General features: G+C 41.6%; 14 protein-coding genes. 10 read left to right on the plus strand and 4 right to left on the minus strand.

The genetic code is table 11. The features are described from left to right. The first annotated feature begins 23 nt into the window (after positions 1-23). From E2K93_RS12465 to E2K93_RS12495, 7 genes are all read left to right on the plus strand, one after another. On the plus strand, positions 24-866 hold the full coding sequence (locus tag E2K93_RS12465; protein WP_135439415.1) for a hypothetical protein: 843 nt from the start codon (positions 24-26) through the stop codon (positions 864-866). After that, the gene (locus tag E2K93_RS12470; RefSeq protein WP_135439416.1) at positions 866-2947 is read left to right on the plus strand and encodes a DNA methyltransferase; all 2082 of its coding nucleotides are present in this window, start codon (positions 866-868) and stop codon (positions 2945-2947) included. The genes E2K93_RS12465 and E2K93_RS12470 overlap by 1 nt, the downstream gene beginning before the upstream one ends. A gap of 277 nt (positions 2948-3224) precedes the next feature. Beyond that, a complete protein-coding gene (locus E2K93_RS12475) occupies positions 3225-3575 on the plus strand; it encodes a hypothetical protein (protein WP_135439417.1) in 351 nt (116 codons plus the stop codon). Positions 3576-3869: 294 nt separating this feature from the next. Then, positions 3870-4094 (plus strand): hypothetical protein, encoded by a 225-nt coding sequence (locus E2K93_RS12480; RefSeq protein ID WP_135439418.1) that lies wholly within the window; start codon positions 3870-3872, stop codon positions 4092-4094. After that, positions 4091-4450, plus strand: coding sequence for a hypothetical protein (locus tag E2K93_RS12485; RefSeq protein ID WP_135439419.1), 360 nt, complete (start codon positions 4091-4093; stop codon positions 4448-4450). The genes E2K93_RS12480 and E2K93_RS12485 overlap by 4 nt, the downstream gene beginning before the upstream one ends. Positions 4451-5715: 1265 nt before the next feature. Next, positions 5716-5961, plus strand: coding sequence for a hypothetical protein (locus tag E2K93_RS12490; protein ID WP_135439420.1), 246 nt, complete (start codon positions 5716-5718; stop codon positions 5959-5961). A gap of 366 nt (positions 5962-6327) precedes the next feature. Beyond that, complete coding sequence (locus E2K93_RS12495) at positions 6328-7011, plus strand: recombinase family protein (RefSeq protein WP_189637769.1); 684 nt, start codon at positions 6328-6330, stop codon at positions 7009-7011. A gap of 307 nt (positions 7012-7318) precedes the next feature. Here E2K93_RS12495 and E2K93_RS12500 read toward each other — a convergent pair whose 3' ends face one another. Further along, the gene (locus tag E2K93_RS12500; protein ID WP_323368257.1) at positions 7319-9106 is read right to left on the minus strand and encodes a recombinase family protein; all 1788 of its coding nucleotides are present in this window, start codon (positions 9104-9106) and stop codon (positions 7319-7321) included. Between the two features lie 80 nt (positions 9107-9186). Here E2K93_RS12500 and dinB point away from each other — a divergent pair, with 80 nt between their 5' ends. Both dinB and E2K93_RS12510 read left to right on the plus strand, forming a co-directional pair. Then, complete coding sequence (gene dinB / locus E2K93_RS12505; RefSeq protein ID WP_135439423.1) at positions 9187-10266, plus strand: DNA polymerase IV; 1080 nt, start codon at positions 9187-9189, stop codon at positions 10264-10266. A gap of 70 nt (positions 10267-10336) precedes the next feature. After that, complete coding sequence (locus tag E2K93_RS12510; RefSeq protein ID WP_135439424.1) at positions 10337-11194, plus strand: MBL fold metallo-hydrolase; 858 nt, start codon at positions 10337-10339, stop codon at positions 11192-11194. Between the two features lie 79 nt (positions 11195-11273). On the opposite strand, the gene E2K93_RS12515 is transcribed toward E2K93_RS12510, so the two are convergent. The 3 genes from E2K93_RS12515 to serB all read right to left on the minus strand — a co-directional run bounded on the left by E2K93_RS12515 (position 11274) and on the right by serB (position 16200). Continuing rightward, positions 11274-13490: a S9 family peptidase gene (locus tag E2K93_RS12515; protein ID WP_135440496.1), complete on the minus strand. Its 2217-nt coding sequence runs from the start codon at positions 13488-13490 to the stop codon at positions 11274-11276. 232 nt (positions 13491-13722) lie between these two features. Beyond that, positions 13723-15096 (minus strand): DNA repair protein RadA, encoded by a 1374-nt coding sequence (radA, locus tag E2K93_RS12520; RefSeq protein ID WP_135439425.1) that lies wholly within the window; start codon positions 15094-15096, stop codon positions 13723-13725. 93 nt (positions 15097-15189) lie between these two features. Beyond that, positions 15190-16200 (minus strand): phosphoserine phosphatase SerB, encoded by a 1011-nt coding sequence (serB, locus tag E2K93_RS12525; protein WP_189637770.1) that lies wholly within the window; start codon positions 16198-16200, stop codon positions 15190-15192. Between the two features lie 108 nt (positions 16201-16308). On the opposite strand from serB, the gene E2K93_RS12530 reads away from it, so the two are divergent. Then, positions 16309-16935 carry an AhpA/YtjB family protein gene (locus tag E2K93_RS12530; protein WP_135439426.1) on the plus strand — a complete coding sequence of 209 codons (627 nt, stop codon included), beginning with the start codon at positions 16309-16311 and terminating at the stop codon, positions 16933-16935. Positions 16936-16968 lie beyond the last annotated feature (33 nt).

A 16968-nucleotide genomic window follows, 5' to 3' on the forward strand; every position in this document is an offset into this window, starting at 1 on the left:
GTAACTGAAGTGAAGGAAAGGTAATGGCTACACAAGTACACTCAATCGTAAAATCGGTATATGACTTATTTCATGGAATGGCAGTCAATGGTGAAATTCCAATTAATTTAAGAGCGCCATCTATAGTAGGTACAACACAAGATGACCCGTTCGATAATCTAATTCTGGATACCATTAAAAATGCCTTCCCAAATTTAGAAGTCGTAAGTGCAGGCAAATTAACAACACCTGATGTTGTAATTCGTGATCGAAATACAGGCGTTATTGTTGGACTAGAAGTTAAAAAACTGATTCAGAAGGCTAATGGCGCTGATTCTCGTGGATTAACAATCGATTATAATAGCTGCTTACCATGTGGAACAATGGAGATTAAAGTTGGCAATGAAGTAACGGCAATACCTGTTTACTACTTCTTTGCATTACTGTCGAACGATAGCACTAGCATTAAAACTCTTTCGATTATTGATGGTGACTTTATCAATAATGATTTTGATCTGCATAAGCATGCAAAATTAGCTAACCAGAGTGAGTACGGTCATGGTTCATATGGTGAAGGTTCAGTTCGCCACAGAGCAATGTACACATATGCAAATCCATTGAATAGTAAACTTGATTGCTTCTTTGAGCGGAGAGTTTTGGTCATGCCAACACAGGCTGCAAGCGAATTGTCCTATGATGATTTGACTAGTGAGATTATAATACGAAAAGATATCCAAGGTAATCAGTTCAGCTTTACGGTTCTGGATAATGATAAACCTACAAATAACGACAACATTAGAGAGATTGACGACCTATTTGATAAAGTGAAGGCACGAAAGCCTAAGCATAGGAATGTTGCCTCAATGGTTGTCCTTGATGAGATTTAATGAAAGTTATAGAGAATAATTTTCCATTTGAGGTCATAGACCCAATTGCTGAAAATGAAAGTTATAGGAAAGAGATCAATCGACCGATCTATCATATCCACAAGTGGTGGGCCAAGAGGCTAGGTAGTGTTTTTCGCTCTATTGTGTCTGGCTCACTAGCACAAGGTGAATGGCCAGATTTCCATACAAACCAAAATTACCAAAACTCAGTGGTACTAGACCCATTTATGGGTTCTGGTACGACTTTGGGTGAAGCAGCAAAACTTGGCGCTAAAGTCATTGGTTGTGATGTAAACCCTGTCAGTACGTTTCTTGTTCGCCAAGCTCTTACCAATGTAGATACAGAACTTCTTCAGCAAGAGTTCAATTCAATTGAAGCAGATGTGCGAGATGAAATACTCGGTTTCTACACGACAATGGTTCCTGGTTCAAATGAACCCACACAAGCCTTATATTATTTCTGGGTTAAAGAAGTAGTCACGCCAACAGGTGAACGAATTCCTTTACTCAGTAGTTACGTGTTTAGTAAAAACGCTTATGTTAAGAAGAAGCCCGTAGCACAGATTTTATGCCCAAATTGCGGTGAAGTATTCACGGCAAGGTATGACTCAATAGATGAGATATGTCCCGGTTGTGAACAGCATTTTAACCCTCAGATTGGACCTGTAGAACGAACTACGGTAACTGACAGTCAAGGCAATAAGCATAAAATTAGGGACTTAATAAAAGCTACCGACCATGCACCAGAGCATAAGCTATATGCAATTATGGCTCTGAACGCTGATGGAGAGAAGGTTTACATTAAGCCTACTCAGTATGATTTCGACTTACTTAATCAAGCTTCAACTAGACTTGCTGAACTAGATCATGAACTTCCATTACCTACAATGGAGGTTAGAGCAGGCCACAATACTAACCAAGCAAAAGGGTATAACTATAACCATTGGAGAGAATTCTTCAATGAACGTCAGTTACTGACTCTTGGTATTTTACTGCAACGAATCTTACAAATTGAAGATGTGGTTATACGTGACCACTTTGTCTGCTTATTCAGTGGAACGCTTGAGTTCAATAACTTATTTTGCTCGTTCAAAGGAGAAGGAACAGGTGCAGTGCGCCATATGTTCTCTAATCATATTTTAAAGCCTGAACGCACACCTCTTGAGAATACTGTTTGGGGCGTTAATGGTAAAAGTAGTGGTTCATTCTCTGGCCTATTTAAGAGCCGCCTCATCAAAGCAAAAACTTATTTGGATGCTCCCTTTGATATCGTGATAGAAGAAACTGATGGAAAGAAGAAGAGTTCAAAGAAAGTATGCAGCGATCCAATTAACCACGCATTGTGCTCTGAATACGAAGATTTTGTTCAGCATGACAGAGCCGCATTAGTTCTTAATGGCGATAGTTCAAACTTACCAATACCAAGTAACTCAGTTGATGCAGTAGTTACCGATCCTCCGTATTTTGACTTTGTTCATTACAGTGAGTTAAGTGACTTCTTCTATGCTTGGTTGAGTAATGCCCTTGGCGATAAATATGTATATCTTGCAAGACCTGATTCATCACATGAGAATGAGGTTCAAGATAAAGATAATGCTAGTTTTGCTAGAAAGATTCAGAGTATTTTCGAAGAATGCCATAGGGTATTAGTTAATGAAGGACTAATGAGCTTTAGCTACCATCATTCAACCATTGATGGCTGGATGGCTGTTTACAGTGCAGTGACCCAAGCTGGTTTTGATATAGTGGCAGCTCACCCTGTTAAAGCTGAAATGGCAGTTGCTACGCCTAAGAGTTTATCTAAAGAACCAATTAATTTAGATGCAATTCTTGTATGCAAGAAGGAAAGAACACCTCCAGTAATTGAAGATGCTAATACTGAGATTGAGAGCCGGTTCAATAGTTATGTAGAACGCTTTGGACTGGTTAATCGTCATTTAAGCATGGGTGATAAATTCGTCATTGCATGCTCAACAGCTTTATCTGTAGCCTCTTGCCTTCGAATGAGCGACCTAGATGCAAGGGCTTTAGCACAAAGCACAGTCAATAATTTGGTTTACGATTCTCCCCAATTATTCTAGATTATCAAAAATAGCCCTAGCATTGTTTAGGGCTATTTTTTAGCTGAGATATCGCTGAGTTGCATTGTCTCTGCTAGCTTAATCATAAATATCTATTTTAGTTATTAATCTTTTTGGTTTACTCCATACTCAATATCAAAAGCTAGTTAAACGCTGTGATCAGTAACAACTCTTTACACTGATTCAGTTTCAATTCAGGAATTTCCTGATACCATTTAACTGTTGGGGCCAAAACAGGCCCACTAACAATGGTGTTAGTGGTATTTAGGAACTTCCTATGACTACAAACTCATTATCTGTAAATCAACAAATTAACAATATTGCAAAATCAATCTCAACCGAATGGCATTCAATTATGACTGGCACTCAATTAGTTGATGTTGAGGATTGCGAACGAATATTTTGCGTAACGGCCCTTGACGTTGAAATCGAGCTATCAGTAAATTTGATTTCTGGATATGGTGACAATCCAATTATCTCAGGAAGTGACCTAGTTTTACTATCGCTTCTTAAAGATAAGCTGGAATCAATGGGTCTTGACGCATCAATTCAAAAGCCACGTTGTTGGACTGATGATTTGAAGCGTAAATGTGAACTTCGACGTAACCCATTTGCAACCACTTGTTAATTACGGTTCCCCTCGAATGAGGGGACCAACCTCAACCTAACGCTCAAAAGCAACTAAAAAGAACACTGACAGTATAGTTATACCCTGTTAGCCAAAAGTGGCATTTACGCTCAAATATAAGTTCCTAAGTTATTACCACTATTACACTTTTTTGGCTGTTTTTGGGGCATTTTAAGAACTTTTCCCCTGAACGTATACCAAACTTTAGCTTTCAGGGATTTTAGGTCCAACGATATATGTACATGATGAACCCATTGATTACTATTGTTTTTTTAATCAACTAATGGATAACCAATGGACAATCAAGGCATTCCAAGAACTGAAACTAGACACATAACTAGAACTCAATACCGTCAATCAAAACTTCCAGATTATGTTGGTGTAGCAACTGTGGAATTAGGAGATGGTTTCAACCAACGAAGATATCTCAAAGGCGCTATCACATGGTTTTCAAATCGAGGAATTAAAGTGTCATTAACTCAGTATCAGCAGCAACTTTTAGACGGTACAGCAGAATGAGCACAACCAACCAATGGCACAACTGGATAACAGACGTATTTGGTACAATGCCGATAGACATACAAGCAGGTTTTACTACTAATTATATTGGCAATATCAAACGGACTACGACCGCGTTGGTGACTCTAGTGGAATCGAATGCAGTTGATACAACCGCCATAACTCAATACAAGCAGCAACTTCGTGAAAAAGCCATCGTATTTAGTGAATGTAAAACCTGGTTTCAGTCTAACAGTAAAAATTCAGGACTAACATTCACCGACAAAAATTCTAACTCAACATTTAGCAAAATACTGGACAGTATCGCGAGCGCATTAATGTCTGAAGCTGACCATCTGAGCAAAATATACTCTTAGCCACCAACAAGGGCTTGGAGTAGTCCCAAGCCTATCCAAAGGCCAGCATTTCAATTCTGGCAATCCAATTTGGTTATTATCATTTCTTCCTTTGCTGATTCAGCTATTACTCAATCTATAACCCAAATCTATAATTCCGCTATTAACCAACTTAAATAAGGACTTAATCAATGACACAAATATTAAATTCACAAATACAAAATCCATCTACCAATCATAGATACACCTGCTACAAATTTAACCGACTAGTAGGATTCACTGACTCACTAACAACCGCAGCTAAAATCCTTGGAATAGCACCCGACATGGCTAAAGCCTATTTAAAGCCAGCATCATACGTCCGACACGACCTGAAATCCCTAACCCGTCGACACCAACATATCATTGCAGACACTCATCGCTAAGCGACGAAAACATTACGGTAAGCAAATGTGATGTGCCATTAGTCCAGAACAGCCCTGATGATGCAAGTTTTACCTGAGACAATAACTCGTCCAAGCCAGTACAAACACATCAAAGTCAATCCAAGCCCCAGTAAATAGAGTGTATACAGGGTAATACACTGGATACATTGTTAACGCCCAACGATCACAACTAATCGACAATATCAGCTTTTCTAGCGTACTCAGGTCCTAAAGGCCCCAAGTCGATCAAAATGTACACTTAGTGCTACCAGTCCGCTTCTTTGTCGTCAAACGGTCCACATTTCAATTCTGGCGATCCAATCTGGTTATTATCATTTCTTCGCTTACTGCAACTGCTATTACCCCTATCTATAAACCTGCTATTACCCCTAATGTAAATCCTACCTAAATATATAAACCTGCTTATACCCACCTATACAATTTGAATTTACAACTTAATATCAGTCACCTATATATAGCCAGAGCAGTAAATTAAAATGCAAACACGGCTAAAGCCTACTAAGCCCACAACGACTAATACGCGATACAGCCAAATCAACGTCAAAAACCATTTACTGACAATATCAATCTTCCAAATTCACCTAGAACAGCAAATTCACTTCTAAGCCCAGTCTGAAGCCCATAAGGGCGCTCCGATCGACGTATGACCTAACGCAATCACATTAACTGACATCAACCTAATAAGGAACCAAGCATGAACACAACCAACCAAGAGTAAGTTTTGGTACGTCCGAATGTGACTTAACTCCACTAAGCCACGTAAAGTTCAACCGTGATCCTGAAGCATTAATTCGCTACCTAATGTCCATTGACACTACGAACGAAAGCTCAAACTCAACTATGAACTCAACTGCTTGTATCTACATCAAAATATCAAAGTGCCAGAAATATTTTTACGTTGAAGCAACATTAGATTCAGCCCGTCCATACGACAACGACTTAGACGGACGACCAACCGAATTTTATGAACTCGAATGGCTCGACTTAACTGCAATCATATACAATTTCAACATTGCCGAAGCAACTAATTGGGCCAAGGTAATCAGCGACGACTTAAAGACATTATTGAACATAAACCCAATATAATGATTACGTAACGTACAACACAGGCCAGTCCTAAATGGGCTGGCCTTTTTTTTTGCTAACTGCCATCCGACTCACATCAAATGGTCATTCGAGGAACCTGATAATTGGGTGGTTAGTATTGGCTAGTTAGATACCAAGCAAAATCACGTTATATCCAAATGTGACAGTTACACCAACACACCAAGGCCATTCGACGAATCAGAACCCACTTCTAACTCATAATGGCGCGTACGCGCCCATCAACAATCAAAATAACCTTATGTGTCAATGCATTACCCGTTTGATATAATAACCTTATACCAAAATTCTTATAACAAACCTACATTCCATGTGGTTCAGAATGACCAAAAGGTTACAGGAGCAGCAATGAAGCAGAAGTTCATTATCTATAAGCGATTATCCACCAAACGAGAAATCCAAGAGCATTCATTTGAAGTCCAAGACCGCATAATCAAATCATACTTAGACACTGCACCTGACGCTTATATCGTAAACTCATATGAGGAAGAGTTTAGTGGAGCATCTATCGATAAGAGGCCAATGCTCCAGCAAGCGATTATCGACTGTAAGCGCCACAACGCAGTTTTGCTTATAGCTAAATTAGATAGACTCACTCGCTCAGCTAAGGACTACCACATAATTGCAGATACGGTTGATTTGAAATCAGCTGATATGCCAGATGCAGACAACATTATGTTGGGAATGAGAGCGTTAATGTCACAATGGGAATTAGCTACTATCCGTAAACGCATATCAGATGGAGTCAATAACGCCATTGCTAATGGAGCTAAATGTGGTAACCGAACCAAACGTCGTCGCACATTCAATAGAGAAGATGCTCAACGTGGTGTTCAAACGGTCAAGCAGAATAAAGCTGCTAGGATGGCACACCTACAGCCACAAGTGAAATCACTTTACAATCAAGGCCGCACTATGTCTCAAGTCGCTGATATGCTCAATGGATTGGGAGTACCAACTACTGGAAAAGGTAAATGGTACGCTACTACAGTTAAACGTATAATCGATTTCGACGCGTCAAGCGTTACGTAGGTCGTCGCTATGAATACTAGAGCGCGTAGCGCCACCGACATCGGCAAATTTATTACAGGTTCTGGGCGTCAGACGTTTTTAGGGTCAGTATTTACCAGACGGGTTTTTGACACTTTGCCCGCGGTTGGCATTGACCTAATCAGTCCTAACCATCCAGAGCAGTCCTAACCATCCAGAGCCAAAAATGTCACTTTGGAACATCTATACCCTGTAATATATATTTCCCTGCCGTGCCTGCTGTTAGTGGCTCTCGACCGTCCAGATGAAAAAGGTATCCACTGGAACATCTATACCCTGCATAATATTCCTAACCGCCACCGATATCAGTCTTAACTTGCCAATCACCAGATTTACGATTAACCGCAAAATACCTATAAGCACCAGACCTGAACCGAATGCCGTAACTTAAATTATTCAAACTCGTAGACTCCATTTTTGCCTTGAACTCTGCCAGAAAGTCATAATCTACATCATCACCCATAATTGACAAAAGTTTATCAAGCTTGGCCTTACGTTCAGGCGCTCTAACCCAGTGGAATCCGCGATTAGCAATCTCAATCCGTTCTACGAACATTGGTATCAGTTCCCGCAGTCGGAGCCTAATATCCTCATGAATGTCATTGTCTCGAACCTGCTGCACCAGTAACAGGAATTCATCACCGACTGAATCTTTGGTTGAAAGCAGCTCTTTATTAAGCTCGTCAAGTGAATCATGTAGTATCCTCGATTCTCTACGATTGTCAGTTATCTGTTCTTCTAATTCGGTATCGTCTTCGTCTTCGTCCATCATGGCAAACAGCTTCATTAACCTCTTTCGCGATTTAGTCAATATGGCCAACTCTTGCTCTTTGCTTGCTATTAACTCCTTAATCTCATTTCTAGGATTTGCTTGACCAAAAACATCTTCAAAGTTGATACGGTCAGAGCAAAATTCAACTAGTACTCTTTCCACTATTCGAAGAAGCGAGCGTGAAGTAGTGCAATCTGTGTATTGTTGATGAGCACCTGAGCATGCAACGAAACGGTCAATAACAGCTTCACCACTTTTTAGCTTGCGTTTCATTTGTTTAGCAATCATCGATGAGCCACAGTACGGACAGAACGTGACGCCAATCCCAGTGACGAATGAAACATACCCAGATTTAGAGCCACCGACATTGATAGTCTTATGTTTACGCTTAGCTATTTGACTTTGAATGTATGCGTATTGCTCATCAGTAATGATTTTTGGGTAGTGACCATTGATAGTAGTATCACCATCGTGAGTCTTGAAGTGTGCAACTCCTATCAATGAGTCTGACGCCAATGTGTCCAGAATTATTTTGTTGTACCACTTCTTAGGCTTAACCTTGCGCTTATTGTCCCATGTTGGCTGATTCTCATCATTCATAATGCCAGCAATTTTAGTTCCACCATAACCTTGAACTGTCAACTCAGCCCAACGTTTAATCAACTCAACTCGTTCTGGTATTACTTCCCAATGAGTTGGAGTACGTCGAAGCCAAGGTGGGTGCATACCGAACGTCACTGGAATTCCTTGTTCTTTAGCCAGCTTAACCTGATGAGCAATGGAACTTCTAGTACGCTTCTGCTTAGTCAAGGACTCCGCATGAGCGGCACATATAAAAGCAATTGCCATCATGAGTTGACCCATGTCTGAGTTCATACTTTCGTACGTAAAGGTTCTATCCATATGAGCGATGTGAATATGTAAGCCGTTCTCAAGTAAATCACTCATCTGTCGGAGTACCCACATTGGTTCTCCACGAGAAAAGCGATCAAATTGTTCAAATACGACTATTGACCCTTTAGCTACTTCACCATTCAAGACCATGGAACGTATTAGCCCCATGCCAGCTTCACCATCAAAGTTAGATTTGTGAAATGCGGATATACCAGAATCAGTAACAGACGAGAGAATCTCATACCCATGTTCATCGGCCAGACGTTGCGCAGACTCTAGAGTTTTTCTCTTTTGGCGCGCGATGCCATCTGAGCCATCACCAGACACCTGACGCATTGAGCTTACCCGTTGGTATGGAATTATTACTGGATTGATGTTATTGTCACTGTACGCATATACAGTACCTCTTATTGTTGGTTATTGGTTATTGGTTATTGGTGTTGAGTATTTTATATTAAAGAGTTCAATATTAGAATTAGGTTGTATAATTCATGAAAATAGTACAACGTAGCAGAAAAATTATTCACATAGATATGGACTGCTTTTTTGCAGCGGTTGAAATGCGTGATGATCCCAGTTTGCGCAATATTCCTATCGCAATTGCCGGCCGCAGTGAACGCAGTGTCGTCTCTACTTGTAATTATCCTGCGCGGGAATACGGTGTGCGCTCGGCGATGTCGGTGAAAAAAGCATTGCAGCTTTGTCCGCATTTAACCTTGGTGCCATCAAGAATGGCGCAATACCAACAAGCATCACAAAAAATTCGAGAGATATTCAGTCGTTATACACAAATGATAGAGCCACTGTCGCTCGATGAAGCGTTTCTCGATGTCAGTGATAGCAGTTTATGCAATGGCAGTGCGACACGAATAGCTGAGAAAATTCGGCAAGATATATTCAATGAGTTGCAGTTAACCGCATCTGCTGGGGTCGCACCCAATAAGTTTTTAGCCAAAATAGCGTCTGATGAAAACAAACCTAATGGACAGTGTGTTATCGCCCCCAATCAAGTAGAGTCATTCGTTGAACATTTGCCGCTCAAAAAAATTCCTGGCGTTGGCCCCAAGACCCTGCAAAAGCTCAACCGCAAAGGCTTTAATACCTGCGCCGATGTGCGTGCAGCGGATATTAAAACACTGGTGCGTCAATTCGGTAAGTTTGGTACTAGCTTGTATCGCCGTGCGCACGGTATTGATGATCGTCAAGTTGAGACTGAACGTGAACGTAAGTCGTTAGCCATAGAAACCACGTTAATGGAAGACATCGAAAGTTTTGAGCAATGCATGCAAGTGGTGGAAAAGCTGCTACCAAAATTCAAAGAACGCTTAAGCAAAGTCGAAGATCGGCAAATTAAATCTCAAGGGGTTAAAGTGAAATTTGATGACTTTAGCCAAACCACCGTTGAAAACAGCTGCGATGAATTGCAACAGGGCATGTTAGCAACGCAATTGCACAAAGCTTTAGAGCGAGGCGAGGGCAAAAAAGTGCGTCTAATTGGCTTACATATGGGCTTTAAATCGCAACAGGTGGTACAGATAAATGAACCGCAATTGTCATTCGATTTAAAATAATAACGATATCTTTGATCTTTTCTGCACAAACAGTCATATTTAATGTGTCATTTTTAGTGGGAATAAGTTTATGAAAAGATTAACGTTAATTGCGTTTTGTTTATCACTTTGTAGTTTTGTAACGCAAGCTGCTCGAGATTTTTCAAACGTAGAAATAAAAACAACCAAGGTTGCTGGCAATGTGTATATGCTTGAAGGTTCAGGCGGTAACATTGGCGTGTTGGCAACAGATGCGGGTTTGGTCTTAGTTGATGACCAGTTTGCACCGCTGGCAGCAAAAATCGAAGCAGCGATGAAGTCAATTAAAGATCAGCCTGTTAAGTATGTGGTTAACACCCATTATCATGGTGATCATACCGGTGCTAATGCCCACTTTGGTAAATCAGCACCAATATTTGCCCATGAAAATGTTCGTAAGCGTGTCGCCGCAAACGAAAAACAAACTGAAGCTGATTTGCCTGTCGTTACTTACGATAGCGGTGTAAGCATCTACTTAGGCGGCGAAACCATTCAATTAAAACATTTACCTAGCGGTCACACCGATGGCGACTCGGTGGTTTATTTTAAAAATGCCAATGTATTGCATATGGGAGACTTATTCTTTCAAGGTCGTTTTCCATATGTGGACTTAAAAGGTGGCGGTAGCGTGAAAGGCTATTTGGCTAATATCAAGGCCATTGCCAAGTCGTTTCCAGATGATGTGGCGATTATTCCAGGTCATGGTGTGCTAAGCGATAAGAAAGAGCTACAGCGCTTTATTGATATGATTGAATTTTCAGTTAACAAAGTTGAAGCGGCTTTAAAAGAAGGCGCAACCAGTGAAGACATTCTTGCCTATGGTATTGGTGAGGAATACAAAGACTGGGGTTGGAATTTTATCACCGAAGAGCGTTGGCTCAAGACCTTAATTAGCGATTTGGATAAATAACCACGCTAAGCATAACAATAAAAAGCTCCGCAGTTAGGTCACTAATTGCGGAGCTTTTTTTATTAACAATAACTATGGATTATTGTTTTAATCGGCGATTAAAGAAATCAACGATTGAATAATTTAAATGTGTTTTAACTGCCTTGCCACGCATGCTGTGCTTGCTGCCAGGGTAGGTCATCAATTCAAATTGCTTGTTCTCATCTTGCATTGCTTTGATTAACTTTGTGGTGTTGGTAAACAACACATTGTCGTCAGCCATACCATGATACAAAAATAGAGCATCATTGTTGTCATCAAAATCCTTCACATAAGGGAATACAGAGCTGTCTTCATAACCTTGTGCATTGCTGTTCGGGTGAGATAAATAACGCTCAGTATAATGGGTGTCATACAGCAACCAATCAGTTACCGGGGCGCCACTTACGCCAGCTTTAAAGTAATCACCGGCCTTAAACATTGCCATAATGGCCATGTAACCACCGTAACTGTGGCCATAAATACCAATGCGTTCTTTGTCGACGAACGGCTGGGTATGCAAAAACTCAACACCACTAATTTGGTCTTCAAGCTCTACTTTACCGAGGTGCTTGTGGATCGCAAATTCAAACGCGGTGCCACGGTAATTTGAACCGCGGTTGTCGAGCTGAAATACCACATAACCTTGTTGCACAAGATATTGGGTAAAGTCCATACCTTCCCATTTATTGGTGACACGTTGTGCGTGTGGACCACCATACACTTTAACAATGACCGGATATTTCTTGCCCGGTTGCATATTGCTCGGTTGATACAGTTTGTAATATAAGGCGGTTTCACCATCACTGGCTTTGATTGAGCCAAACTTAGGTTTCACCATATCATCAATGTACGGGAAAGCAGGGTGGCTGCTGTCCAGTTTGTTTTCTTGCAAATAGGTTTTTACATTGCCATTAAGCGAATGCAAACTTACTTGCGGCGGCGTATCAATATTGCTGAAGTTATCGATGTAGCTGCTCTTATCACTGGCAAAGGTGATTTTATGAAATCCATTGCGCTTACTGATGCGAATGGCATGCTCTGGCGACTTACCATCAAGGGTCACTTTATATAAGTGCTTTTCCAGTGGTGTATCTTCACGACCAGTGAAGTAAACAAAGCCTTTATCTTCGTCTACCGCGACAACTTCGTCGACAACCCAATTACCTTGCGTTAATCGCGCTATTTGCTCGCCACTGTAGTTATATAAATAGAGATGTTTAAATCCGTCTTTTTCTGAGGCCCAAATAAATTGTCTGCTTTTTTTAAGGAATCTCAAATCATTATTCAGGTTGATCCAATGCTTTGATGATTCTTCAACAATCGTGCGACCACGCTTACTCTTTAAACTTTGCAAAACCAGTTTTAAGGTTTGCTGTGAACGGTCTTGCCATTGATAGACAATACTCTTTGAATCAGGTGTCCAGTTTACCCGAGCGATATAAATGTCTTGTTCTGAGCCCAAGTTATAGTTACTGATTTTACCATTGCTTACTTTAACGCTGTGCAGGGATATTTTAACGTTGTTGGTGCCGGTCGCGGGGTAGCGTTGCTCATAAAGTTTGATTTGCTCTGCATATATCTCATTGCGCAGTTCGGTTTTCACTTCTGACTCATCGACTTTTAGAAACGCGATATGCTTATCATCTGGTGACCACCAGTAGCCCGTCATGCGATCCATTTCTTCTTGCGCCACAAACTCCGCCATACCATTTTTTATGGTGCCGTCACCGTCTTCGGTTAACTTACTTTCGCGGTTTTCCTGCAGGTCGATAATATGGATATCTTGATCTTTAATAAAAGATACGTAACGACCAGTCGGCGAGAACTTAATGTCGGTTTCGTAGGCTTGGTCTAAGGTCAAACGACGAGATTTTCCGCTGGCAAGGGTGTATAGGTATAAATCACCGTTGATCGGGAACAAAATTTGCGTACCATCTGCTGACAATACATATTCCATAATGCCTGAGCCGTAGACGCGCATGCGTTCTCGACGGGCTTTTTCTTCGTCGCTGAGTTCTTCTTTACCGCTGTGAATCGAATCAGAGTCTACCAACAAAGAATGCTTGTTGCTGGCGATATCGTATTGCCACAAGTCATAACGATTGCTATCACTGTCCTTGCTTTTTAGGTAAGTGACTTTGCTGCCATCAGGACTGTACTTTAGCTGTTTGGTGCCTGGGCCCTGTAAAGAAGGCGCCGAATAGATGCGTTCGATACTGATAGGGTTATTGAGAGCTTGCTTTTGCTCTGTGTCCACTTCTTCAGTGGCATACATGTCTTGTGCGGCCGTTGAACTTGCAAAAGCGGCAATAGCCACCGTGCTAAGCAGGCGACGCACATAGGTATGAATCTGTGCCAAGGTAAAATTCTCGTCAAAATAAATTGCCGATATTCTACCCTGCCAAATACATACTGTCGAAACTTGATTACAATTTGGTAACGGTTTTGCCGATAAAAATTGTAACCATAATTAAACGATTGAGAATTTGCGCCAATCACTGGCACCGTTATATCGCTTCGAGTGCCTCAACTAATTTCGTCACGCCTATAATTTCCATGCCTTCAATGGCGTCTTTAGGCATATTCGCTTGCGGCACGATAGCTTTGGTAAAGCCATGTTTTGCAGCTTCATTGATACGCTCTTGCCCAGATGGGACTGGGCGTATTTCACCAGATAAGCCTATTTCACCAAACACCATCAAATCCCGAGGAAGAGCGCGATCGCGAAAGCTTGAAACTAACGCCAAAATAAGGGCTAAATCGATACTGGTTTCGCTGACTTTAACACCACCGACGACATTGACGAATACATCCTGATCATTCATTTGCAGCCCGCCGTGACGATTTAGTACCGCCAATAACATCGACAAACGGTTTTGTTCTGCGCCTACGACCACTCGGCGTGGATTCGCCAGTGCGGAATAATCAACCAGTGCTTGGATTTCCACCATCAAGGGGCGAGTACCTTCCCATAACACCATAACCACCGAACCGGGGGCTTGTTCATTTTGGCGCGAGAGAAATATTGCCGATGGATTTTTGACTTCTTTTAATCCTTCACCGGTCATCGCAAACACGCCTAACTCATTAACCGCGCCAAAGCGATTTTTATGACCTCGTAAAGTACGATAGCGTGAATCCGTGCTGCCTTCGAGCATGATAGAACAGTCAATACAATGCTCTAAAACCTTTGGTCCAGCGAGCGAGCCATCTTTGGTGACATGACCAACAATTAACATGGCCACATGATGTTGTTTGGCAAATCGTGTTAGGTAGGCTGCCGATTCTCGAACTTGCGAGACACTGCCGGGTGCCGATTGGATATCGCTCATATGCATGACTTGAATCGAGTCGATAACCATCAGTTTAGGTTTTTCTTTTTCGGCAATATTACAAATGTTTTCTACCGAGGTTTCCGATAGCATTTTCAATTTATCGGTCTTCAAACCTAAACGATTGGCACGCATAGCAACTTGTTGCAGTGATTCTTCACCGGTGACATACAAGGCACCCATGCTATCGGCTAATTCGCACATGGTTTGCAATAATAAGGTCGATTTACCGGCTCCAGGTTCACCACCAATCAAAATGGCGCTACCTGGTACAATACCGCCACCCAATACACGATCAAATTCAACGAAACCCGAACTAAAACGTGGTAAATCGGTAAGGTCTATAGCGTTTAATACTTGAACTTTTGCCTCGGTCTGACCGGCATAACCACTCAAGTTACCCGCTAAGTTACCATTGCGCCCTGGCGCTTTCGCTAAGCGGATTTCACTTATTGTATTCCAAGCTTTGCACTCTGTGCATTGCCCCATCCAACGAGGAAAATCAGCGCCGCAATCATTACATACATATGCTGTTTTTGTTTTAGCCATAATGAGTATTGTGTTTCGTTGTTATGTATAAATATACAGTGTACTGCCGAGCTTACCCATTGGCAAGCTCGAGCGCATAACTGGCAAAAGAAGTTACTTTAAGTAATGTAAAAGTGTGTCGAGACCTGAGGTGTTAATCGCTGCACTTGCTTGTTGCAATACGATAGGCTTGGCTTCAAAAGCGACACCAAGATTGGCGGCATTCATCATCAGTAAGTCATTGGCGCCATCACCCATGGCAACCGTCTGCGCAATTGGTAATTGGTACTGCTCGGCAAGCTTAACCAAGGTATCCGCTTTAACCTGAGCGTCGGTAATATCACCAACCACTTTACCGGTTAGTAAGCCGTTTTCAATTTCCAGAACATTGGCTTGTGTCGCATCTAGGCTCAATTGCTGCTTGAGAATGTCGGTGAAGTAAGTAAAGCCGCCTGAAGCAACCGCGACTTTCCAATTACGACGATGCAATTCAGCAATTAAGATCTCAAGCCCCGGCATTAATGGCAGGTTTTGACCAACTTGAGCGAGAATGTCTTCGCTGGCGCCTGTTAAGGTTGACACTCTGGCACGTAAACTCTCAGCAAAATCTAGTTCACCTTGCATTGCTCGTTCGGTGACCGCACTGACTTCTTCACCAACGCCTGCCAGTTTGGCAATTTCATCAATACATTCAATTTGAATGGTGGTTGAGTCCATATCCATAACCAAAAGACCTGGCTCATCGATACTTGGTGCGTGCTCTATTAGCGCTAACTCTAGCCCAGCATCGAGAGCAAAATCATTAAGCAATGCTTTTTTATCGAGCGCGATGGCGTCGACTTTAAAACGGTAACTGACTCTTCCGCCGCGGTCATTGCAGGCGACCAAGCTAAGCTGATCGATTTGCAACAGATTAATCAGTTCGACAAAATCTTCCATGCTGGTATCTGCAAATAATACCAACTCAACGTCGCTGTTGATGGCAACGTCACTAAAGACGATTTCATCTTGGGTAACATCAAAGTCAAACGGCAGATTAACGGCTTGGCTAAACTGGTTAAAAACCTGGTCGATGAGTTGTGATTGACTAAACTCGATTCGGGAAAGAGCGGCAAATTCAGACATGTTATATTTACAGTAATACTAAAAAATTGATTCTATAATCGCAAATAACCCTCTATAGTGTATAGAGCTTTATCGAAATAATTATAACTTTTTAATAGTTAAGCTGTAATGGACGATCCAAACGAAATAATTTACCCACAAGTCACGCCGATCTACGTCAAATTAATGCAAATTGGCGTAGCTGTTATTTTGCTGTTGATGATCCTTAACCTATCGGTTATGGGCGTCGATGATAGTGAAGATTTGTTAGACAAGCATTTTGATGCGGTTGCCAAGCAACATCTACTGCAAGCGGTCAACACCAGTAAGGTGTTATTGGCGGATAAAAACAAACAACAAATACAAGCCTTTGTCAGTTCTCTAGCCGACGCTGACTTTGTCGAGCAAGCGGTACTGTATGACAGTAAAGGTGAGGCGATTGCCAGTTCTGACAATCAAACCAGTATCCAACAATTGTACGGTTTGTCACTTGGCAGCGAGTCTCAAGCCGCTGACTATGTGCCATTTATAGAAGAAATTCGTGAGCAAAAGTTGTATGGCTATTTGCGCATGAATTTGGTTAAGCAAAACGTCACTGAACAGATGCAAGGTCAGATTTATTCGCAATTTGAATTGTTTCGCATCATGTTGATTACAGCGGTTGTGGCCGGTTTCTTATTAACTCGCGGCTTAAGTCGATTTTCACGTCACGGCCTACGTTTGCCGATTAAATCTCGCCAGAGAAACTCCCCTTAGTTGTCAATTGTCTACTATGGTTTATGTATGTAT

It is taken from the genome of Thalassotalea sp. HSM 43 (assembly GCF_004752005.1).
Taxonomy (GTDB): domain Bacteria; phylum Pseudomonadota; class Gammaproteobacteria; order Enterobacterales; family Alteromonadaceae; genus Thalassotalea_A.